Annotated in this window: 20 protein-coding genes and 3 pseudogenes; 13 read left to right on the forward strand and 10 right to left on the reverse strand. The window is 53.7% G+C overall.

Annotation, left to right across the window (positions count from 1 at the left end; translation table 11 throughout):
• Window positions 1-32: 32 nt before the first annotated feature.
• Window positions 33-1,781, forward strand: coding sequence for a gamma-glutamyltransferase (gene ggt / locus JCM12308_RS05035; RefSeq protein WP_054783025.1), 1,749 nt, complete (start codon window positions 33-35; stop codon window positions 1,779-1,781).
• A 179-nt stretch (window positions 1,782-1,960) separates the two neighbouring features.
• A complete protein-coding gene (locus tag JCM12308_RS05040; protein ID WP_208608938.1) occupies window positions 1,961-3,385 on the forward strand; it encodes an MFS transporter in 1,425 nt (474 codons plus the stop codon).
• 25 nt (window positions 3,386-3,410) lie between these two features.
• Here the strand turns inward: JCM12308_RS05040 and guaD are convergent, their stop codons facing one another.
• The 3 genes from guaD to JCM12308_RS29065 form a co-directional block, all read right to left on the reverse strand.
• On the reverse strand, window positions 3,411-4,736 hold the full coding sequence (guaD, locus tag JCM12308_RS05045; RefSeq protein WP_054783026.1) for a guanine deaminase: 1,326 nt from the start codon (window positions 4,734-4,736) through the stop codon (window positions 3,411-3,413).
• Window positions 4,737-4,855: 119 nt separating this feature from the next.
• Window positions 4,856-5,200 (reverse strand): ACT domain-containing protein, encoded by a 345-nt coding sequence (locus tag JCM12308_RS29060; RefSeq protein WP_208978264.1) that lies wholly within the window; start codon window positions 5,198-5,200, stop codon window positions 4,856-4,858.
• A complete protein-coding gene (locus JCM12308_RS29065; RefSeq protein ID WP_208978265.1) occupies window positions 5,197-5,388 on the reverse strand; it encodes an ACT domain-containing protein in 192 nt (63 codons plus the stop codon). Before JCM12308_RS29065 ends, JCM12308_RS29060 begins: the two co-directional genes overlap by 4 nt.
• 434 nt (window positions 5,389-5,822) lie before the next feature.
• Here JCM12308_RS29065 and JCM12308_RS05055 point away from each other — a divergent pair, with 434 nt between their 5' ends.
• The 7 genes and pseudogenes from JCM12308_RS05055 (at window position 5,823) to cobM (ending at window position 12,430) form a co-directional block, all read left to right on the forward strand.
• A complete protein-coding gene (locus tag JCM12308_RS05055; protein WP_008548751.1) occupies window positions 5,823-6,086 on the forward strand; it encodes a DUF6732 family protein in 264 nt (87 codons plus the stop codon).
• Window positions 6,086-7,201: a sirohydrochlorin chelatase gene (locus tag JCM12308_RS05060; RefSeq protein WP_054783027.1), complete on the forward strand. Its 1,116-nt coding sequence runs from the start codon at window positions 6,086-6,088 to the stop codon at window positions 7,199-7,201. Before JCM12308_RS05055 ends, JCM12308_RS05060 begins: the two co-directional genes overlap by 1 nt.
• Window positions 7,202-7,203: 2 nt before the next feature.
• Window positions 7,204-7,890, forward strand: a complete 687-nt coding sequence (locus tag JCM12308_RS05065) for a precorrin-8X methylmutase (RefSeq protein WP_054783028.1) — start codon at window positions 7,204-7,206, stop codon at window positions 7,888-7,890.
• Window positions 7,887-9,112: pseudogene (gene cbiE, locus JCM12308_RS05070) on the forward strand (precorrin-6y C5,15-methyltransferase (decarboxylating) subunit CbiE). Before JCM12308_RS05065 ends, cbiE begins: the two are co-directional and overlap by 4 nt.
• Window positions 9,091-9,831: a precorrin-2 C(20)-methyltransferase gene (cobI, locus tag JCM12308_RS05075; protein ID WP_054783029.1), complete on the forward strand. Its 741-nt coding sequence runs from the start codon at window positions 9,091-9,093 to the stop codon at window positions 9,829-9,831. The pseudogene cbiE and the gene cobI overlap by 22 nt, the downstream one beginning before the upstream one ends.
• Window positions 9,804-11,655, forward strand: a pseudogene (gene cobJ, locus JCM12308_RS05080) (precorrin-3B C(17)-methyltransferase). Before cobI ends, cobJ begins: the two are co-directional and overlap by 28 nt.
• Window positions 11,652-12,430 (forward strand): annotated as a pseudogene (cobM, locus tag JCM12308_RS05085) (precorrin-4 C(11)-methyltransferase). The pseudogenes cobJ and cobM overlap by 4 nt, the downstream one beginning before the upstream one ends.
• Before the next feature lie 9 nt (window positions 12,431-12,439).
• On the opposite strand, the gene JCM12308_RS05090 reads toward cobM, so the two are convergent.
• Together JCM12308_RS05090 and cobA are read right to left on the reverse strand one after the other, a co-directional pair.
• Entirely contained in the window at window positions 12,440-13,798 is a 1,359-nt protein-coding gene (locus JCM12308_RS05090) for a cobyrinic acid a,c-diamide synthase CobB (protein ID WP_054783030.1), read from the reverse strand.
• Window positions 13,795-14,625 carry a uroporphyrinogen-III C-methyltransferase gene (gene cobA / locus JCM12308_RS05095; RefSeq protein ID WP_054783031.1) on the reverse strand — a complete coding sequence of 277 codons (831 nt, stop codon included), beginning with the start codon at window positions 14,623-14,625 and terminating at the stop codon, window positions 13,795-13,797. The genes JCM12308_RS05090 and cobA overlap by 4 nt, the downstream gene beginning before the upstream one ends.
• Before the next feature lie 107 nt (window positions 14,626-14,732).
• Here cobA and JCM12308_RS05100 point away from each other — a divergent pair, with 107 nt between their 5' ends.
• Complete coding sequence (locus JCM12308_RS05100; RefSeq protein ID WP_054783032.1) at window positions 14,733-15,851, forward strand: cobalt-precorrin-5B (C(1))-methyltransferase; 1,119 nt, start codon at window positions 14,733-14,735, stop codon at window positions 15,849-15,851.
• The gene (locus JCM12308_RS05105) at window positions 15,851-16,627 is read left to right on the forward strand and encodes a cobalt-precorrin-6A reductase (protein WP_054783033.1); all 777 of its coding nucleotides are present in this window, start codon (window positions 15,851-15,853) and stop codon (window positions 16,625-16,627) included. Before JCM12308_RS05100 ends, JCM12308_RS05105 begins: the two co-directional genes overlap by 1 nt.
• On the opposite strand, the gene JCM12308_RS05110 is transcribed toward JCM12308_RS05105, so the two are convergent.
• Window positions 16,617-17,174, reverse strand: a complete 558-nt coding sequence (locus JCM12308_RS05110) for a cytochrome b (RefSeq protein WP_054783034.1) — start codon at window positions 17,172-17,174, stop codon at window positions 16,617-16,619. The genes JCM12308_RS05105 and JCM12308_RS05110 overlap by 11 nt on opposite strands.
• A 136-nt stretch (window positions 17,175-17,310) precedes the next feature.
• On the opposite strand from JCM12308_RS05110, the gene JCM12308_RS05115 reads away from it, so the two are divergent.
• Window positions 17,311-18,138 carry a RibD family protein gene (locus JCM12308_RS05115; RefSeq protein WP_054783035.1) on the forward strand — a complete coding sequence of 276 codons (828 nt, stop codon included), beginning with the start codon at window positions 17,311-17,313 and terminating at the stop codon, window positions 18,136-18,138.
• Window positions 18,139-18,222: 84 nt separating this feature from the next.
• Complete coding sequence (locus tag JCM12308_RS05120) at window positions 18,223-18,792, forward strand: NUDIX domain-containing protein (RefSeq protein ID WP_054783036.1); 570 nt, start codon at window positions 18,223-18,225, stop codon at window positions 18,790-18,792.
• A gap of 32 nt (window positions 18,793-18,824) precedes the next feature.
• Here the strand turns inward: JCM12308_RS05120 and JCM12308_RS05125 are convergent, their stop codons facing one another.
• The 4 genes from JCM12308_RS05125 to JCM12308_RS05135 are packed head-to-tail and all read right to left on the reverse strand — an operon-like array spanning window position 18,825 to window position 21,163.
• Window positions 18,825-19,646 carry a class I SAM-dependent methyltransferase gene (locus tag JCM12308_RS05125; RefSeq protein WP_054783037.1) on the reverse strand — a complete coding sequence of 274 codons (822 nt, stop codon included), beginning with the start codon at window positions 19,644-19,646 and terminating at the stop codon, window positions 18,825-18,827.
• A complete protein-coding gene (locus tag JCM12308_RS05130) occupies window positions 19,643-20,482 on the reverse strand; it encodes a glycosyltransferase family 4 protein (protein ID WP_244271832.1) in 840 nt (279 codons plus the stop codon). The genes JCM12308_RS05125 and JCM12308_RS05130 overlap by 4 nt, the downstream gene beginning before the upstream one ends.
• Before the next feature lie 20 nt (window positions 20,483-20,502).
• Window positions 20,503-20,751, reverse strand: a complete 249-nt coding sequence (locus JCM12308_RS29070) for a hypothetical protein (protein ID WP_208978267.1) — start codon at window positions 20,749-20,751, stop codon at window positions 20,503-20,505.
• Window positions 20,744-21,163, reverse strand: a complete 420-nt coding sequence (locus tag JCM12308_RS05135; protein WP_008548247.1) for a 6-pyruvoyl trahydropterin synthase family protein — start codon at window positions 21,161-21,163, stop codon at window positions 20,744-20,746. The genes JCM12308_RS29070 and JCM12308_RS05135 overlap by 8 nt, the downstream gene beginning before the upstream one ends.
• Window positions 21,164-21,178 lie beyond the last annotated feature (15 nt).

The raw sequence follows: 21,178 nt of genomic DNA on the forward strand, positions 1-21,178 counted from the left end.
GCGGGAATTTGCCCGCTTCAGGAGGGAAAATAATGAAAAAACTATGGGTCTCTGCCTTATTGGCAGCAGGGCTGGCTCTACCTGCTCAGGCGCAGGAGGCAGCAGACAGCGTCGCGCCGGAAATGGCAAGCGGCATCTCCGACAAACAAATGGTGACTGCGCAAAAGTTTATGGTAGTCGCCGCAAATCCCCATGCATCTCAGGCTGGTTTTGATGTCCTGAAAGCAGGTGGCAACGCCATCGATGCAATGGTTGCCGTGCAGCTGATGTTGGGATTGGTTGAACCTCAGTCCTCAGGTATCGGTGGCGGCGCTTTTCTCGTCTACTACGATGCCGAAACAGGCAAGCTGACCACATTTGATGGTCGCGAAACCGCTCCAGCCTCTGCAACGCCAGAACTGTTCCAGAACGAAAACGGCGAACCGCTCAAGTTCTATGATGCTGTTGTCGGTGGTCTGTCAGTCGGAACGCCGGGTACCGTCAAACTGCTCTATGATACCCATGCAAAGCTGGGATCATTGCCGTGGGCGGACTTGGTGGCACCTGCGATCAAACTGGCAACGGACGGCTTTGAGGTCTCTCCACGTCTGAACGCTTTGATCACCAAGGATCAGGAGCGTCTCTCTCGCTTCGAGACAACAAAGAACTATTTCCTGCCAGACGGAAAACCACTTCCAGTTGGGCATCTTCTCAAAAACCCTGAGTATGCGGCCACGCTGACAGCGATATCCAAAGATGGTGCAGATGGCTTCTATTCGGGCGCTATTGCAAAAGCGATTGTTGAGACTGTGCAGTCTGCCAAAGGCAATCCAGGTAAGCTCGCCCTTGAAGATCTCGCAAACTACAAGATCAAAGAGCGCGCTGCGGTTTGTGCTGAGTATCGGGCTTATGAAGTCTGTGGCATGGGCCCACCATCATCAGGTGCTCTGACTGTTGGCCAGATCCTCGGTCAGCTCAACAGCTACGACCTGCCATCCATGAACTCTGGCGATCCGAATGCATGGCGTCTGATTGGCGATGCATCACGTCTCGCGTTTGCGGACCGTGGTCGTTACATGGCAGATAGCGATTACGTGCCAATGCCAACCAAAGGCCTTGTAGCACCAGCTTATCTGAAAGAGCGCGCTGAGCTTCTGAGTGGTGATAAAGCACTGTCTAAAGAACAGGTCGTACCGGGTAACCCAACCTGGGATCACGCCATGCTGCTGGTTGATGATGAAAGCATTGAGCTGCCATCCACCAGCCACTTCTCCATTGTAGATGCGAACGGCAATGCTGTTTCCATGACGACCACTATTGAGAACGGCTTTGGCTCTCGCCTGATGACCAACGGTTTCCTGCTCAACAACGAGCTGACGGACTTCTCATTCCGCACTCACCGTGATGGCGTGCCGATTGCAAACCGTGTTGAACCGGGCAAACGTCCACGTTCTTCCATGGCACCAACAATCGTCATGAAGGATGATAAGCCATTTGTCGTTGTTGGTTCTCCGGGCGGCAGCCGCATCATTGGTTATGTGGCAACAACACTGGTCGCAAATCTGGACTGGGGTATGAACATTCAGGAAGCGATTTCCATGCCGCATCTGGTCAACCGCTTTGGCACCTATGACCTTGAAAAAGGTACCGCTGCTGAAAAGCTGCAACCAGCTCTGGATGCGATGGGTTACAAAACCAACGTCCGTGATCTCAACTCCGGTCTGCACGGAATTGTGATTACAGCTGGTGGCCTGCAAGGTGGGGTGGACCCACGCCGCGAAGGCCTTGCTCTGGGTGAATAAATCCCGGAACTGACATTCTTGAGGCTCGGGTGATCTGTGCAATTGTCGCCCGAGCCTTAGGGCTCTGCTAAGCGTATACCAAAGTGCGCTCTTAAGCGGTTTCTCACCGTCGTGGTAGCTAGAAGCTCTCGCAAGTGGCTGCGCCCAATGGCATCGGCCCCCAGAGGTGCCGGTGGCCTATGACGGAGCTAACTCAAAACCACTCTCATGATGACTGTATGCCTTCGGTAACACACCGATGGGTGCTCTTGGCTGCCATGAGCTTCATCCTCGGCTTAACACTGTTGGACGAGACGGTCGTCAGTTTGGCGCTGCCAACCATCTCCGAAGAGTTCGGCATGACGCTCACTCAGGCGCACTGGGTGGTGAACTCGTACCTGCTGATGTTTGCGGCACTGGTTGCGCTGGGCGGTAAGCTCGCAGATCTGGTGAACATCAACTATCTGATCTTGTCGGGCATGATCATCTTCGGTTTGGCCTCACTGGCCTGCGGCTTTGCGCCAAACGGAAGTTTTCTGGTTGGGGCACGAGTGGTGCAGGGCATTGGCGCAGCAATCATGTTTCCTCTTCCGATCGTTGCAATCTCCCGTATTTTCCCACCTGAACGACGAGGATTTGCGCTGGGCATCTTTGGGTCCATCGCCACTATTTTCCTCTCTTCAGGACCATTGGTGAGTGGGTACTTCACGAGCTACTTCTCATGGCGTTGGATCTTCTGGATCAACCCACCGTTTGTTCTGATTGTCTGCTTGGTGATTGCCCTTGCCCCACTGAAAGGTCGGGTGGCGCATGGACCAGATCGGGCTATCTCAAACTATTCCTTCGACTGGCTGGGCTTCATCACGCTGCTTGTCGGGCTGTTCTTCTTCGTCCTGGCCATCATGCAAGCGCCAGAATGGGGCTGGTCTTCAAGAGATATACTGCTGTCATTCATTATCGGAGTGACTGCTCTGACGATCTTCGTCTGGAATGAACTCCGCAGAAAAGCACCGCTCATACAGGTGCGGTTCTTCAGGAAACCGTCCTTCGCTGTGGCAGCCTTTGTGGTCTTTCAGGCGCAATACTCCAAAATCGTGATGTTCATTTTCGGAGCATTGTATTTTCAGGACAAACTCGGCTTTGCGCCATTCTTCGCAGGCCTTGCATTGATGTCCGCAGTCGTGATGAATGCCGCAACCGCAGGCTTAAGCGGCGTATGCGTTGACAAGTTCGGTGTTCGCACCCCTGCGATGTGTGGGCTCTTTGTGCTCTCCAGCGCCACACTCTGGCTAACAGCGTTCATCGCACAGGATAACTACTGGCTGCTGCTGCCCGCGCTTCTTACATGGGGGGCTGCGATGCCATTGTTGTTCCTGCCCTCTATGAAGTCATCGGTAGACTCGGTGGAGCTGACAAAGAAAGGGCAGGCGAGTGGGGTGATGATCACCTCTCAGATGCTGGGTGGAACAATCGGCATGTCCATCTCCAGCTCAATATTCCTGTTCACGCAGAGCTACGAGTTCGTGTTCGGCACCGCAGCAGCTGTGACGCTGCTTTGCTACTTGCTGTGCTATTTCCACTTCGGGAAGGGCATTGAAGCCGCCGATACAAGCAGCTGGGACTGATCATCTAACCAGCCCCGCTCAACGCTTAAGCTGCTTGAGAGTACACGCGCTTGCCATCAACATAAGTGGCTGCAATAGCGCGGTCATCACCAAGGATCATCTGGATAAACAGCTGCTCAATCACGTTGTTGGCGTAGGCCATCCGATGCCGGATAAGTGGGGTTGAAAGCGGATCAATAATCGCAAAGTCAGCTTCCATACCCACTTTGATGTTACCGATCCGGTTTTCCTGGTAGAGCGCCTTCGCTGAACCAACGGTTGCCAGATAATACGCCTGTACCGGATGCAGTGAGTATCCCTGCAGCTGAGCCACCTCATAGGCTGTCCGCATGGTGGTCAGCATAGAAAAGCTGGAGCCGCCACCCACATCTGTTGCCAAACCAACGCTGATCGGTTCGTGCGTAAAGTGCGAGCCGCGCACATCAAACAAGCCGGAACCGATGAAGGTGTTCGAGGTTGGGCAGTGAGCGATTGACGTTCCTGTTTCGTGAATGAGCGATTTCTCACGATCATTCAGGTAAATGCCGTGCCCAAGAATGCAGCCTTTGCCAAGCAATCCAAAGTGCTCATAAACGCCAACATAATCAGGATGCTCAGGATAAAGCTCACCAACCCATTCCAGCTCCTGACGGTTTTCAGAGGTATGGGTTTGCAGCAGCACCTCAGGGTGTTCTTTCCAGAGCGCCCCGGTTGCTTCCATCTGCTCTGGTGTAGAGGTAGGCGCAAACCGTGGAGTGATGGAGTAAAGCGCACGGCCTTGCCCATGCCACTTCTCCAGCAATGCCTTGGACTGATCGTAGCCAGTCTGTGCCGTATCGCGCAGGTTTTCTGGCGCATTACGGTCCATCATCACCTTACCGGCAGCAATACGCATGTTGTAACGCGCGGCCTGCTCAAACAGAGCATCAACGGATTCAGGGTGAATGGTGCAGTAAACAGAAGCGCTGGTGATGCCATTGGCAAAGCTCTGCTGCAAATAAACATCCGCAGCACGTCGCGCATATTCAATATCGCCAAACTTGGATTCAGCTGGGAAAGTATAGGTGTTCAGCCACTCAATCAGCTGTGCGCCATAAGAGGCGATCACCTCAGTCTGCGGATAGTGAACGTGGCAATCCACGAAACCCGGCAGAATGAACTGGCCGCTGTGGTCATGAACCACCGCATCATCCGGCAATGTCTTCAGCAGCTCAGCTGCATCCCCCACAGCAGTGATCTTGCCGTTTTCAGTTACGACAAGCCCATCAGACCAGTCAGTCAGAGCCTCTGCCGGATTATCGCAAAACGGATCGCCGCTAAATTGAAATACATGGCCGCGAAGCGCTGTAATCGTCCGTACAGTCTCTTGCATCAGATCTTCCCCGGGAATTGAACCAAACAGCCATAACTAACGTAATTTCCGGCATGGAGCGAGGGGAAATACGTAGTTACCCGGGAGAGATCTGAGAACAACGTGATGCGAGTAAGAGATCAGTCCTCTTCTACTGCTGCTTCATTGAGTTCAACGTCAATCATCAGGTCAGCCGCAATTCCTTCAAGCGCCTCAGACACTTCTGTCGGAGACAGGTGAGGCGGTATGATAATGCGGGCGTTTGCGCGGAACATCAGATCACCGCTCATGGAACCCGGCTCAACCAGTGATTCCAGAGTTTCAATGCTCACATGCAAATCTGCCAGTACGCTGGAAACGCGGCTGATCATGCCGGGTTGATCCTGCCCCAGAATATGAAGAAGCGCATGAGCACCAGCCGGAGCATCGCCCGTGTTGTGCTCGTGAATGCCGATGGTCAGACCCAGCGTTTCAAGCTTGATCAAGCTGCTGAGAGATCCGCTGCCTGTGCTTTTTCAACATGCACACGAACAATCCCTGCAAACTGACCTCCCAAACGAGAAAGGGAACTATCGATCCAGTTTGCCTTGTGATCAGCAACCACCTTGGAGATTTCACCAACCAGACCTGGGCGGTCATCAGCAACGACGGTGAGGACAAGCTCTTTTTTCATAACGCATTCTCCACAAAAGCGACCCTCTTAATAGGCTGGGGCCTGTCTATAATAGCAATGCCAGATGCAGGTGTAAGTCAAACACTTCGATCAAGTTCCCCGTAATTTTGCACCTAAGAAAACCTCTGGTATCGACCAATTGCGCAAATTATCAGCTTGCTATCTCCAGGGGGGGCAACTAGCGTGCTCCACGTAAAACTATGGACGGCGTCCCGTGACGGACTGAAATGGATTTCGGGGGCGGTCGACCCACATCGGGGACCAGAATCGAAGCTGTCTGACGAAGTAATGTGTGAAGCTGCGGACCATTGGCGCGCGGCTGATGTTCTATTTCGTCGGTCCATCTATTGTCTTTGCGACGTCTCCTTAAATGACAGCGGAACCCCCTGTTGCCTTTGGCAACGGAAGGCACTGCTGCATGTTGGAGATAGAACATGTCTTATTATTTGAAGCCTGTGCTCCTTGCCGGAGTAATGGGTCTTTCCTCGTCTGCTGCCTTTGCACATGCTGGTCATTTGGGCGAGCTCGCAGGCCACAGCCACTGGATTGGTATCGCTGCTGTCACAGGTGCAGCAATTATCGCCGGATTAGCAGCCAAAGCCAAAAAGCGATCCGCATCTGCTGAAGAAACCACACCAGATGCCGCCGAGACTGATGGCGGTCTCACTCCAGAAAGCGCAGAAGCAGAGCCAGCATAATGACGAAAAAAACAGAAGAAAAACTCGGCGTCATGATCTGCGGACATGGCAGTCGAAACAGAGGTGCAGTCGCCGAATTTGCACGCCTTGCAGAGGGTATTCGTGAAAGATTTCCTGAGTTGCCAGTGGACTATGGCTATCTGGAATTTGCGAACCCAGTGATCCATTCAGGTCTGGACAATCTGCGAGAGCAGGGCTGCACGCGCATTCTGGCTGTTCCGGGCATGCTGTTTGCTGCTGGGCACGCGAAAAATGATATCCCCTCCGTGCTCAACACTTATCAGGCCAAGCATCCTGAAGTGTCTATCGAGTATGGCCGCGAGCTTGCCGTCGACACCCGTATGGTACAGGCTGCTGGTGCACGCATTCAGGAAGCGATTGATGCAGCGGGTCCTGATGTGAAGCCGGAAGAAACCTTGCTGATGGTTGTCGGCCGCGGTGCATCAGATCCGGACGCAAACTCCAACGTCGCGAAAATCACCCGCATGCTGTGGGAAGGCTTCGGCTTTGGTTGGGCAGAAACCTGCTACTCCGGCGTAACTTTCCCGCTGGTTGAACCGGGTTTGGAGCATGCCGTCAAGCTTGGCTACAAGCGGATCATCGTGTTCCCGTACTTCCTGTTCACTGGCGTCTTGGTTCAGCGCATCTACAACTTCACCGATGATGTTGCCGCACGCCATCCGGATATCGAGTTCATCAAGGCAGGCTATCTCAATGACCATCCAAAGGTCATCGACACAATGCAGGAGCGTGTCACAGAGATCCTTGAGGGCTCTAACAACATGAACTGCCAGCTCTGCAAATACAGAGAGCAGGTGCTCGGGTTTGAGGCAGAGATCGGCCTGCCGCAGGAAAGCCACCACCACCACGTGGAAGGCTTGGGTGATGAGGCTGAGTGCAAGCTGTGCGATGTGACGTGCACAGGTGAGTGCGACAGCAAAGGTGCGCACTCCCATGATCATGCGCACAGCCATTCTCACGACCATAACTACGGGCATGGACACCATCACCACCACCATCATGGTGATGACCATGGGCATGATCACCATCATCATCCCTATCCGCATGCAGATCACCCTCTCGGGCCAAAATCCATGTTGAAGGATGATGCCTGAGTATGGGCCGGAACATAAATGATGAGGTTCTGGCACCCTACGATTACATTAAGGATCCTGCTGAAATCTATCGGCAGTCCTTTTCCATCGTACGGGGGGAGGCTGAACTTGAAAGCCTGCCAGAAAACCTGAGGCCTATCGCAGTTCGCCTGATCCACTCCTGTGGGATGACCGACATCCCGCAGGACTTGGCGTTTTCTGAAGATGTTGTCGCAAAGGCCAATGAAGCTTTGCAAAATGGCGCTTCGGTTCTGACGGATGTGGAGATGGTTGCTCACGGGGTGATCCGTAAATATCTGCCAGCAAACAATCAGGTCATCTGCACTCTGAACGAGGCAGAAGTTCCTGAACTGGCAAAACAGCTTGGTACGACAAGATCAGCTGCTGCCGTTGAACTCTGGAAACCGCATTTGGATGGTGCTGTGGTTGCCATCGGCAATGCGCCGACTGCTCTGTTCCATCTGCTGGAGATGATAGCAAGAGGCGCTCCCAAACCGGCAGCAATTCTCGGCTTCCCGGTTGGTTTTGTTGGTGCAGCAGAGTCCAAACAAGCATTGGCAGAAAGCACGCTCGGCTTACCGTTTCTCACCCTATTAGGGCGCAGAGGTGGCTCCGCAATCGCAGCAGCTGCAGTCAATGCGATGGCCGCAGGCCTGCCCGAAGAAAAGAGCCCGGAGGCATCAAAATGAGCAGTCAAACTGCACCTTGGCTCACAATTATCGGTATTGGTGAGGATGGTTTTGATGGCCTATCCCCCGCAGCCCAATCAGCCTGCAATCAGCATCTCTGATTTACGGCGGAGCCAGACATCTGGAGCTTCTGAATGGAGCTACACGGGATATCTCCTGTGAGATGAAGGCATGGCCATCTCCCCTCACAAAGGGCATTGAAGAGCTTGCATCGCACGGCGGTCAGAATACGGTTGTCCTCGCGACGGGAGATCCGCAATGGTTCGGTATCGGAGCAACGCTGCATCGTCAGTTCAGTGCTGAGGAAATTGAGGTCATTCCGCACCTCTCAGCCTTCTCGTTGACTGCAAGCCGCTTGGGGTGGTCTCTGCAAAATGTGGAAACGCTCAGCCTGCATGGACGGCCTTTAGATACCCTGCGCGGATTCCTCTACCCGGGAGCTCGGATTATCGCGCTCACATCAAACGGTGCTGCACCGGGAGAGATTGCCGATCTGCTCGCAGATGAAGGTTACGGCGCGAGCTCTCTAACTGTTCTTGAGCATCTCGGTGGACCTCAAGAGAAAGTAAGCTCCTGCGAAGCTGAAGAGTACAACGGTGAAGCTGCTGAGTTGAACACCGTCGCAATTGAAGCCAAGCCGATCCCCAACACCCCTGTTTTGTCACGCACGCCGGGCCTACCGGATTCTGCCTTCCGGCACGATGGTAAGATGACCAAGCAGGAAGTACGTGCAGTCACGCTTGCCAAACTTGCCCCTATTCCGGGCCAACTCCTGTGGGACATCGGCGCAGGCAGTGGGTCCATCGGCATTGAGTGGCTCCGTGCTGCAAAAGATACAAAGGCAGTCGCCATCGAACCGTTGGAAAAGCGACGCGTGTTCATTCGTGGCAACGCCGCCGCTCTGGGCACGCCTCAACTCCAACTCGTTGAGGGCAAAGCGCCTGAGGCACTTGATAATTTGCCGCAGCCAGATGCGATTTTTGTTGGAGGTGGCCTGACGTCAACAGGTATACTCAAAACATGCTTTGACGCACTGCCATCAGGAGGTCGCTTGGTTGCCAACGCTGTAACTCTGGAAGGAGAGCAGGTGTTGGCCGAGGGCTGGAAAAAGTTCGGCGGAGAACTGTGCCGGATTGCAATCTCCAGAGCGGATCCCATCGGTGGTCTCACGGGCTGGCGTCCTTTGATGCCGGTGACACAATGGAGCTTGGTGAAGTCATGACTGGTACGCTTTATGGCGTTGGTCTTGGACCAGGAGATCCTGAGCTTTTGACATTGAAAGCTCACCGGCTCATTTGCTCCGCAAAAACACTCGCCTATCCCGCAGCCGTTGGAGTGCCAAGCTTCGCTCGCCAAATAGCGGCGCAGTATATCCAAGAGGGAACCTCTGAGATCCCGATTGAAATGCCTATGAAGGTAGAGCGGTTCCCGGCCAAAGAAATCTATGATCAGGCGGCAGAAACAATCTCGGTCAAGCTGCAAGCTGGTGAGGATGTCGTCGTCCTGTGCGAAGGCGATCCATTCCTCTATGGGTCCTTCATGTACCTCTACGAGCGCTTGAGGGGCGACTTCGCCTGCGAAATCGTGCCGGGCGTTTCATCCGTGAATGCCTGTGCTGCTGCTCTGGGAAGACCGCTCGCAGCTCGCAATGAAGTGCTCACCATCATTCCGGGCCCATTGGTAGATGAGCAGCTTGAGCAGCGGATTATGCAGTCGGATGCCTTCGTCATCATGAAGGTTGGACGCCATCTGCCCCGCGTGAAAGCACTGCTCGAAAAACTGGGATTACTTGGTGCTGCCGGATACGTTGAACGCGCGACCCTGCCGGAAATGGTGGTGTCCCGCTTGGCGGACTATCCAAACGAAACCGCACCGTATTTTTCAATGATAATTGTCTATAAGGGAGAAGAGGCATGGACGTTGCACCCGCAATCGTTGTGATCAGCCCGGTCGCTTTAAAAACGGCTCAGAAGCTCTCCACTGTTCTGGATGAAAGCCTCATTCACGGCTTTGCACGACGCGGCTCAAAGCCCAACGTCGATTATCATCTGTCCTTCTCGGAACCGATGGACCATCTGCGTTCCTTGTTCCAGTCAGGCACACCAATCATCGGCATCTGTGCTGCCGGAATTCTCATCCGCGCTCTTGCGCCAGTCCTGGCTGAAAAGCGCAATGAGCCGCCGGTAATTGCAGTATCTGAAGACGGCTCAAGCGTTGTGCCCTTGTTGGGCGGCCACCGCGGAGCAAATGCTCTCGCTCACGAGATTGCAGAGATCCTGAAAGGTCACGCTGCCATCACCACGGCAGGCGATAACGTCTTCGGTGTTGCGCTGGATGATCCCCCAGAGCTGGACACTCGCCAACCCAACAGATGCCAAGTCAGTGATGGCCCACATGCTGGCAGGCGATACCGTGAAGCTCTCAGGGCAAGCGGGTTGGCTGGAAGCTGCAACCCTTCCTGTCGCTGAGGATGCCGATCTGGAAATTGTTGCGACAGAAGAACCTCAGGATGGACATCACGGAAAGCTGGTGTTCCACCCGCAAACACATGTGGTGGGCCTCGGCTGCTCACGGGGTTGTTCGCTGGAAGAGCTTGATGATCTTCTCCAGAAGGGATTGGAACAAGCGAACATCTCAATCGGTGCCGTTGCTGCCTTTGCCAGTATCGACCTGAAGGCCGATGAAGTGGCAATGAACAAGCTCGCAGCCCGCTACAATAAGCCTTTCCGCCTGTTCACTGCTGAGGAGCTCAACGAACATAAGGAGCGCCTGCAAAATCCATCAGACGTAGTTTTTGCTGAAGTTGGTTGCTATGGCGTCAGTGAAGGCTCTGCCCTGGCTGGTGTCGGGTCAATTGGCACCCTCGTGTTGGAAAAGCAGAAAACAGCAAACGCCACAGTCGCCATTGCCAAAGCATCAGCTCCAATCAACCACGAAAAGATTGGCCGTGCCAGAGGCCGCCTGCACGTGATCGGCATCGGTCCGGGGCAGGAAGCGTGGCGCACGCCAGAAGCCTCCAGCTGGTTGGCTGAAGCGGATGAAGTGGTTGGTTACGGCCTCTATCTGGATCTGGTTTCCTCACTTATCCGAGGCAAACAACGCCATGCTTTCCCTCTGGGCGCTGAAGAAGAACGCGTCCGCTTTGCGCTCGAAAGAGCGGGACAAGGCCACAACGTAGCACTGGTTTGTTCCGGAGATTCAGGTGTTTATGCCATGGGTGCTCTGGTCTTCGAACTGCTCGACCGCCCACAGGAAAACGGCGGTGTCAGCGATGCGGCTCGCCGCGTTGAAGTTGCGTCTGCTCCGGGTATTTCAGCCATGATTGCTCTCAGCAACCGCATTGGAGCGCCGCTCGGCCATGACTTCTGCGCCATCTCCCTGTCAGATCTTCTGACACCATGGGAGACAATCCAGCAGCGTCTGGAAGGAGCCGCAATCGGTGACTTCGTGATTGGGTTCTACAATCCGGTCTCCAAACGCCGCCGCACGCAGCTGGCTTGGGCACGAGAAAAACTGCTCGAACATCGCCCTGAAAACACACCTGTCATTCTTGGCTCCAACATCGGGCGCGAGGATGAAGCCATCTCCACGACCACCCTAAAGGATCTCAAGGTCGATGATGTGGACATGCTGACCACCGTAATTGTGGGATGCAGCCAGACCCGACTGGGCGGGGACGGCCAGTCTCTGCACTTCGTCTACACACCGCGTGGTTACGCGAAGAAGATCGACGCACCGACCAAAGAAACGGAGACTGTAGCGTGACGGTTCATTTTATTGGGGCAGGGCCGGGGGATCCCGAGCTGATCACTGTGCGAGCGCTAAGGCTTATCGAAACCTGCAAAGTCTGTCTCTACGCCGGTTCGCTGGTGCCACCTGCAATTGTCGAGGCAGCGCCGGATGATGCGCTCGTTATGGATACAGCTTCCATGACCTTGGATGAGATCATCGATGAGATCGCTAAGGCTCACGAAAAAGGCTGGATGTTGCTCGTGTTCACTCCGGCGATCCATCCATATACGGCGCAACTGCAGAGCAAATGCGCCGCTTGGATGAGCTGGGCATTGAGTACGATGTGACCCCCGGCGTCCCTGCCTTCGCAGCAGCTGCGGCTGCGTTGAAAACGGAACTGACGATTCCGGAAATCGCGCAGAGCATCATCATCACCCGAACCTCAATGCAATCCTCTGGCATGCCCGAGGGTGAGGATCTGGAAACCTTGGGGCGTTCTGGAGCAACTCTGGCAATTCACTTATCTGTCAGAAACTTGGGCGAGATCTATCGCAAGCTCTCACCGCTTTACGGTGAGGATTGCCCGGTAATCATCGCTTATCGCGTGGGCTGGCCGGATGAGGCATTCATTCATGGAACCCTGGCAGATATCCGTGAGAAGGCGAAAGCTGCGAAGATCACCAGAACTGCACTTATCTTCGTTGGTCCGGCCTTGAAAGCGGGCAAGGAATTTCGTGACAGCGCACTTTACGACGCCAACCACGTGCATGTTCTAAGGCCAAAAAAGAAGGCAAAAGCGACAGCCTGATCAGCTAAATCAGAAAGAAGCGGACCACCATTCTTCGCTTCTTTCAGCCACCACATGAGCAAACGATCCCATCACGCGGCCATTGATGTGGCCCAGAGGATCAAGCTCATGATGCTCAGCATCCTGTGCTGCGAAGAGAGACGGGGCTTCTGACTTAACAGTCAATGTCGAGTAATGAAACTCGTGGGCTCCTAAAGGCTTGAGCCAGGGGAAGCCAGACGCACCAGCAGCCTCGGTCGCCTTGAGCTTGCGATAACCAAGGTGCAGCTTTCGGTTTGCAAAGCTGGTTTCTATAGGCAGAAGACCAAGCATCTCGTGGGACTGGCCACTCTTATCCGTCAACGCCTCGCCCAGCACCATATACCCACCGCACTCACCATAAATCAGCTTATCTGCTTCAGCCGCCGCCTGCATTCCACTCTTGAAACCGTTGGAATGAGAGAGCGTTTCAGCATGAAGCTCAGGGTACCCGCCACTCAGGAACACGGCATCTGCATCAGCGGATGGGCCTTCATCGGCCAACGGAGAGAAGAAAGAAAGTGTCACCCCTCGCTTTTGCCAGTCACTCAGCAGGTGCTCATAGCTGAAAGCAAAAGCAATATCCTTAGCAATCGCAATATGTTGTCCAAGTGGTGGCAGATGCGAGATGCCAGTGAGCTCTTTGTTCTCTCTTGCGGGAATAGCAAGCACCTTCGTCAATCGCATCAGCGCTGGCACGTCGACACTTTCAGCCGCGACCTCACCTGCCGCATTCAAAAACTCTTCCAGATCCTCACGCTCACTCGCCTGCACAAGGCCGAGATGCCGCTCTGGCAAAGCCAGCTTTTCTGAGCGATAGAAGGCTCCTAACACGATCACATTCAGCTGCTCCAGCGCATGCCGCAATATCCGCTCATGCCGCTCAGAACCGACGCGATTGAGAATAACACCGGCGATGTGGCAATGCGGATGATAGGTCAGGAAGCCATGAACCAGCGCAGCGACTGATTGCGCCTGAGACTTGCAGTCCACCACGAGAATAACAGGCAGACCCAGATGCACAGCAAGTTCAGCAACAGAGCCGGACCCATCTGCGGCTCCGTCAAACAAGCCCATCGCCCCTTCAATCACGACGATATCGCTGTGCTTTTCCTGCTCCGTAGCGTTGAGGGAAAGTTGAGCCAATGACATGGCCCAGGCATCGTAGTTCAGGCAAGGATGACCGGAAGCAGCACTATGGAAAGCCGGATCGATATAGTCTGGCCCGGATTTACCGGAGGAGATCCGAACTCCGGTATCACGAAGAGCACGCAGCAACGCCAGAGTAATGGTTGTTTTGCCAGACCCTGAGGATGGCGCTGCAATGACGAAACCCTTCGCGATGGTCATAGGGCAGGTTCCTCTTCCTTTTGAGAGGTGCGAGCCAAAGCTGGCTCAATCCAGTTCAGTTGCTCTCGCAAATTTACGACATCACCCACAACGACAATAGCAGGTGGCTTCAATCCGCTCTTTGCAATGTCATCAGCACAGGAACCAAGCGTAGTTTCCAGAACCTGTTGGTGCTGTTGCGTGGCATTGCAAATCACTGCAACAGGCTCGGTAGTGCTTCGTCCACCATTCATCAGCTTCTCTGTAATCAGCGAAATATGCTTCATCGCCATGTACATCACGATCACAGGTGATCCTTTGGCAAGAGCATCCCAGTCCAGTTGGTCTGGCGCAACCCCATTCTGATCATGACCTGTGAGGAACGTAACTGCTTGATTAACCCCACGGTGGGTCGCTGGAATACCAGCATAGGCTAGCCCGCCAACACCAGCCGTAATGCCGGGTATGATACGGAAAGGAACTCCGGCTTCCACCAGCGCAAGCGCCTCTTCACCACCGCGACCAAACACAAACGGATCACCGCCTTTAAGCCGCAACACACGCCTGCCAGATTTTGCCAGTTCCACCAGCTTAATCGAGATGCTGGACTGCTTGGGGGAGGGTTTCCCGCCGCGCTTTCCCGCGTAAATGATTTCAGTCTCATTCCCGGCCAATTGAAGAATGCGCTCATCCACCAGTGCGTCATAAACAATCACATCAGCTTGTTGCAGGCCATTCAACGCATGCAGGCTGAGAAGGCCGGGATCACCAGGCCCGGCACCCGCAAGCCAAACCCATCCGGATTCAAGAACTGGAAAGTCAAACTGGGGGAGGGAGATATCGATCAAGCGGCTCTCGCATATTATGTGATTTTGCGTAGCAATTTAATTGGAAACCAATTGGAAGTCCAAAGCCTTCTGCTTGGTATCTCCCGCTAAATCTGTATAGTCGCCACATGGCTGAAACCGGGCAGAAAAAACTGAGAACAGGGTGGACAACAGGCGCCTGCGCAACAGCCGCAGCCAAGGCAGCCTATGCCGCTTTGTTGTCGGGAGAGTTCCCCGATCCGGTCACCATCATGCTGCCTCGCGGAGAGGAGCCTGCCTTCGCTCTGGCTTTCGAAAAGTTGGAAGAAAATGCGGCGACAGCAGCCATCATCAAAGACGCTGGAGACGACCCGGACGTCACCCACGGAGCCTGCATTCAGGTCACTGTAAGGCCCAACGCCCAAGTCAACGGAATCTGTTTCCTAGCTGGTGCAGGAGTCGGCACAGTCACAAAGCCGGGCTTACCAATCCCGGTCGGTGAACCAGCGATCAATCCTGTCCCCCGCCAGATGATCACCAGTGAACTGCAAAAACTTGCAGATGCTCATGGAGTTCCCTTAGCCTTAGATGTCGAGATCTCGATCCAAAACGGTGAGGAACTCGCGCAAAAAACCATGAACCCACGCCTCGGCATTGTCGGCGGTCTCTCGGTTCTTGGAACAACAGGCATCGTCCGGCCTTTCTCCTGCGCAGCCTGGATCGCCTCAATCCATCGCGGAGTTGACGTTGCACGCGCCACAGGCCTCACCCATGTTGCCGCTGCAACAGGTGCGACTTCTGAAGATGTGCTGCGTGCTTACTACCCAGACCTGCCGGAGCAAGCCTATCTCGACATGGGAGATTTCGCTGGCGGCCTCTTGAAGTACCTGCGCGCGCACCCGGTCCCCAAACTGACGATTTCCGGCGGCATAGCAAAGCTGACAAAACTTGCCCAAGGCGCTATGGACCTACATTCAGCTCGATCTGCCGTAGATTTCGCCGCTCTGGCCGATGTGCTGCAACAAGCTGGCGCTTCAGACACGCTTCTCAAAGAAACCAGAGAAGCAAAACTCGTCTCATACGTTGCTCAGCAAGCAGCAAAAGAGGGTCTTCAAATCGGAGAGACTATAGCCCTAAGCGCACAAAAGGCTGCTTTGAACATCCTACGTAGAGCTCCGGTGAGCGTTGAGATTATCGTCGTTGATCGACAAGGTTTGGTTCTGGGGCATGCGCCAACTGACGAAATCGTTCAACTGGAGCAATCGTGATGCTCAAGAAGCCGAAAGTCCTCGTGCTGGCAGGTACAAAAGATGCTCGGAAACTGGTTGAGGCTCTCGCTGCGACTCCAAAATATGAACTCATCGCCTCACTTGCAGGCGTGACTCAAAACCCAGCAGATCTAATGGCGCCAACCAGAACCGGAGGCTTCGGTGGTGCAGGAGGATTGGCCGAGTATCTTCAAACTCAGAACATAGCAGCGGTAATCAACGCAACCCACCCGTATGCTGCCCAGATGTCTCAAAATGCAGTTGAGGCAACCACACGTCTTTCCCTACCTTTAATCCGATTTGAGCGTGCGCCGTGGAAGCAGGAAACAGACGATAACTGGCAGTTTGTTGGGACTATTGAAGCGGCTCTGAAGTTGGTTCCTCCAGATAAAAAGGTCTTCTTCGCAGCAAGTTCAAAAGTAGCTGCACCGCTTAAAAAACGTCCAGATCTTACCTTCATCATCCGCACTCTCAACATACCAACGCAAACCAACGCCATAAAAAACGCAAACTACCTCGAAGGCCTGCCAAACAGCGACTGGCAAGCAGAGGCTAAGCTGTTTCAAGAGTTGCAGGTCGAGTGGATCATCAGCAAAAACAGTGGTGGATCAGCGTCTTATGGGAAAATCAAGGCAGCCCGAGAGCTGGGCTTACCTGTCGCTATGATCAAGCGTCCTGAGCACAATGGTGGCGTAAAGTGCTCTTCCATTGATGAAGTCCTGAAAGCTCTGCGAATGTGTGTTGGCACAGAGCAGATAACCCCGATCAGTTCTTAGGCTTCTGATAGGGCGCTGTAGTCATGCGCTCAATAATGCCGTCTTTTGCTATCAGCCAGTGATAAAATGCACCAAGCACATGCAGGGCGATAAGCCAAGCAAAAACAACGCCAACGGTAGCATGAAAGTCTAGAATACCCTCTGCATTCGGACGATCCTGCGGCACCAAACTGGGCAGATCAAACAAGCCGAAGAATGGAATAGGCGCACCGTAAAGAGAAAGCCCAATCCATCCGAGAATGGGATTGACGATCAACACCAAATAAAGCAACCCATGCACCGACCGTGAAACGATCCGCAGCGCCGGCGAAAGGGAGGCAGGCGGTGGAGGTGCTGGTGTAATCCAGTGCTGCAACAGACGCAGAACTATCAGCAAAAACAACAATATACCGATGCTCTTGTGATAGAAGTAAAGCGTGTTCTGAAGAGCGCCCGGCCCAAGATCGGTCATAACCAGACCCATCGGAACCATGATGAAAACCAGAATGGCGACGATCCAATGATAGGTCTTCGCCATGGCAGAATATCCGGCAACTTGATGGGCCATGTTCTGTTCTCCTGATAATCCCAGAGGTTCCTCTAGAGCCCCTGCAATCTCCTGATCGACAGATTAATCAAGGTTCGTTACCACTAGGCTAACCTTAGGTGAGGTGGGCTGTGAACTCGGTAAAACAAGGGGCTTGATGGACAGGGGCCATACAACGCCAACACATCAGCAAGAACAAGTGGACGGCTCTCAGCTGACCTGCGAAAAGCCACAAGCTCAGTCGCCGGGTATCTTGTCTCCGGAAGAATGGCAGGAGGTTTTAGCCGCTTCCGTTGAAAGGCGCGCACCAGATCTGCAAGGCTATGGCAGTGTGTTCGCACCTTTGTGTCAGGCACAAAAACAGTTTGTTATCGGTCAGTTAGGTCAATCTGTTGATGGCCGGATTGCTACTGTAACGGGCGATTCCAATTATGTGAGCTGCTCGGAGGCCCTGATCCACCTTCATAGATTGCGTGCCCTATGCGATGCCGTGGTTGTTGGGGTCGGCACTGCAGTCGCAGACAACCCTCAGCTCACAGTCAGACATGTTAGCGGACGTCATCCTGCCCGAATTGTCATCGACCCTTATGGCCGGATGCCAAGAGACAGCACTTTGCTTCAGGATAACAGCACCCGCCGTATCGTGATCACACGAACGGATGCGCACGCTCGCTACCCGGAAGGTGTTGAATGTTTCCAGCTCCAGCCAGATGCAAAAGGCCGCCTGTCCTGCGCTGAAATCCGCCATGCCCTGCGTGAGTTCCGCTGTATTCTGGTGGAGGGTGGAGCGTGGACACTCTCTCGCTTCATCGAGCTGAAAATGATCGATCGCCTGCATCTCATGATCGCTCCACTGATCATTGGATCTGGTCCACGTGGCCTACAACTCCCTGCCATCGACTATCTGGCTCAGGCGATCCGGCCAGACGTGACATGGCACCCGCTCGGCGTCGATATGCTTGCTGATCTGAGCCTAAACAACTAACACCAGCTTTAAGCGGAAAAGCATTTCCTTTCGCCAAAAAGTGCACTTATAAACTTGCGTGAATCTCCGAATAAGGACGCACGCATGCCAGAGCTCATCAGACGCACCTCTCTTCTCGAAATTAAAGGGCAGATTGAAGAAGTTGAGGTCCGTGTTGTTCATGAAGATGGCCGGGAACACATCACCGCTGATCCAGTTTGGGTTTATGGCGATTCCATCGCAGTGCTTGCGTATGATCCCACTGCGAAGACGGTGCTGTTGGTCAAACAACTGCGTGTGGCACCTTATATCATGGAAGAAGAGATTATTCTGGAGGCCTGCGCTGGCGGGATTGAGATCAGTGATCTCTCCATTGAAGAAGCCTGCAAGCGAGAAGCACAAGAAGAGCTGGGCTGTCAGCTAACAAACCTGCAAAAAATCGCGAATGTCTTCATCAATCCGGCACGCTTGGCAGAGCGGGCGCATTTCTTCCTGGCGGAATACACCTCCGGTGATTTCAACGTCGAAAGCCGAAATTTGGATGATGATGAAGATATTGAGGTTGTTGAACTGTCCTTTGAAGAACTGCGCAGCCTCTATGACAATCAGGAAATCCGCTGCCCACGCCTGTTCATGCTTACACAAGCACTGCTTCTAAAAAGCATTGGAATCTAAAGCTAATCAATATTGCCACCGCTTCTAGGCTGTTAGAGCGGTGGAAGGCCTACAATATCAACGTGCCCAACTTGCAACTGCGATTTGCCTTTTCCGATTGCAGTCAGGCGATAGTCCAGCCAATCATCGACGATACTGTCAGGAACGCCGATCTCCCGCGCAGCCTCAGCCCATCCCTTAATCAACTCAAGCTGCAGTTCGTCTTCCTCTGGTGTGCAGATCCAGTCTGACCGTCCAGTGAAGCAAGTGTAACCCGCCTTCAGCAACCGTTCGTGCGCATGGAATCCACCCAGCGGCCCGAGAGCTGAACCAAACCCTTTATCTGTTGCTTGATGCTGGTTGAAGGCTCGTTGAATGAGCCGGTCTGTCGGGTGGTGTGGCTGGCTGAGCAATATCCCGTTGTAAGAAAGCCCCGCAAGAAAAGGCAGCTTCAACTGTCGCATGCGCGCTACGAAACTATCCAGCCAATGTGCACTTACCAGATCTAGGAAGGCTGATGTGACAACGCCGTGATGGCCCTCAAGAACTTCCAGAGAGCCGGCGTCAGTCAGCTCACAGAGGTCTGTTTGAGTGCGGGTATGTGGGAAAGGAGGAGGTGTATCCTCTGCAACCTTCAGCAGTTCAGGATCGTTATCAATAAGCAGCCAGACCTGCTCCCTGTTCGGCCCGATATGCTCAGCCAAATCCTGCAGAAAAGATCCAGTCCCCGCAGCAACATCAATCAGCTTGAGTGGACCATCTTGGGGTGCATGCTCCACCAACCAGTTGCAGAATTTCTGCATAATGTCTTTGTTGCGAGCGCGCCGGTCAGCTTTGCGGCGCAGTGAGAGCCACTCAGAAGAAAATCCACTCAAAGGTGAGCCTCCAATGTGCCTGCAAATGCTTTGGCGCTGTCGTTCCAATCTGGCAGTGTATCCGCTGCAGCCAATGAGCCTTCGGAAAGTTTGGAACGCAATTCTTCGTTTGTAAGCAGGGCCTCGATTACTTTGCTTAGAGCCACCGGATCACCTGCCCCAACATGAAAACCAGCCGTTGGCGGAACTGTAGACGCCACTGCTCCCTCACCGCTGGCAATAATTGGCAGACCAAAGCTCATCGCCTCCGCAAATGCCATTCCATACCCCTCGTAGTAGGTTGGAAGCACAAAGACATCGGCGCTCTTATAAAAGCCAGTCAGCTCAGCTTTCGGGATGCCACCATGCACTCGGATACGGTCCTCCAAACCGTGCCGCTTGATCTGCGTGCGCACCTGGCTCGTGTATTCAGGGTCAAACTTCGTTTCTCCAATCAGATCCAGATGCCAGTCGAGATCCTTCAGTTGTCCCAGCGCCTCAACGAGATGAAGCTGTCCTTTGCGGGGAACTAGAGATCCGACACACAGCAACTTGCAGGTTCCAACCGGCTCTTTTGCTGCTTGAGCGGTTGCCGAAACATCAGGGCGATCAATACCTGGCAAAACGATACTGATCTTCTCAGCAGGAACACCCGTCTCAGCAACAAGCGTCTTCTGAGTAGAAGGGCTGGTGACGATGATGTGCTCTGCGAACGTCAGCGCCTCTGTCTCTGCAATCCGCAGTGTTTTCGCCAGTTCAGGCTCAATTCCGCTTTCCAGAAACAGCGGATGATGCACCAGCGCGATCAGGGTGGAGTGCTCAGCAATCTTGCGCGCAAGTTCTGGTGAACCACCCAAGGCCAGCCCATCCACGATGATCAGGCTGAAGCCTCGATTGCGTCTAAAGCGTCCAACGCCAGCTTTTTGTCACTATCTGATGGAGCAGGATAATCCCCCTCAAGACTGATGAGTGAGACTTTCCAGTCGTGCTTTTGTAGCCCGCGAATGATCTCCCGATCATAGCGGTAACCACCTGTTGGTGTGTTGAGATCCCCCGGAAACACGAAGTAGCAGGATTTTTGTTGTGTTGTTGTCGCTGTTTCAAATGATGGAAGCACGTTACTCATGAGCCTCGGATGCAGTTAGTGGCGCTTCATAAGAGGCGCGGGCATTTGGGTTTTCGGAGATGGTTACGCGCACTTTGCTCAGTTCGCCCGGTTCGCGGCCCAACTTATGCAGATAAGCAGCATCACACACGCGCTGGTAAATATAGCTACACAGAAAATCGACAGTGGTGTTGCGGCCTTTGAACTGAGGCAGGTCATCTAAATTCTTGTAGTTGAAGGGATGTAGGATCTCGGCAAGCACGTCTAGCGCATTACCAATATCGATCACGATCCCGTTCTCATCCAATTCTTCAGCAAAAATAGCCACATGAACGTGGGCAGTCAGCCCGTGGAGCTGAGAGGCGGGACCAAAAACTTCGCCCTTCAAGCTATGCGCGATCATAATATGATTGCTGATCTCGACTGAATACATCTCAAAATCCTTGCA

This window comes from Pseudovibrio denitrificans JCM 12308 (assembly GCF_001310815.1).
GTDB classification, from domain to species: Bacteria; Pseudomonadota; Alphaproteobacteria; order Rhizobiales; family Stappiaceae; genus Pseudovibrio; species Pseudovibrio denitrificans.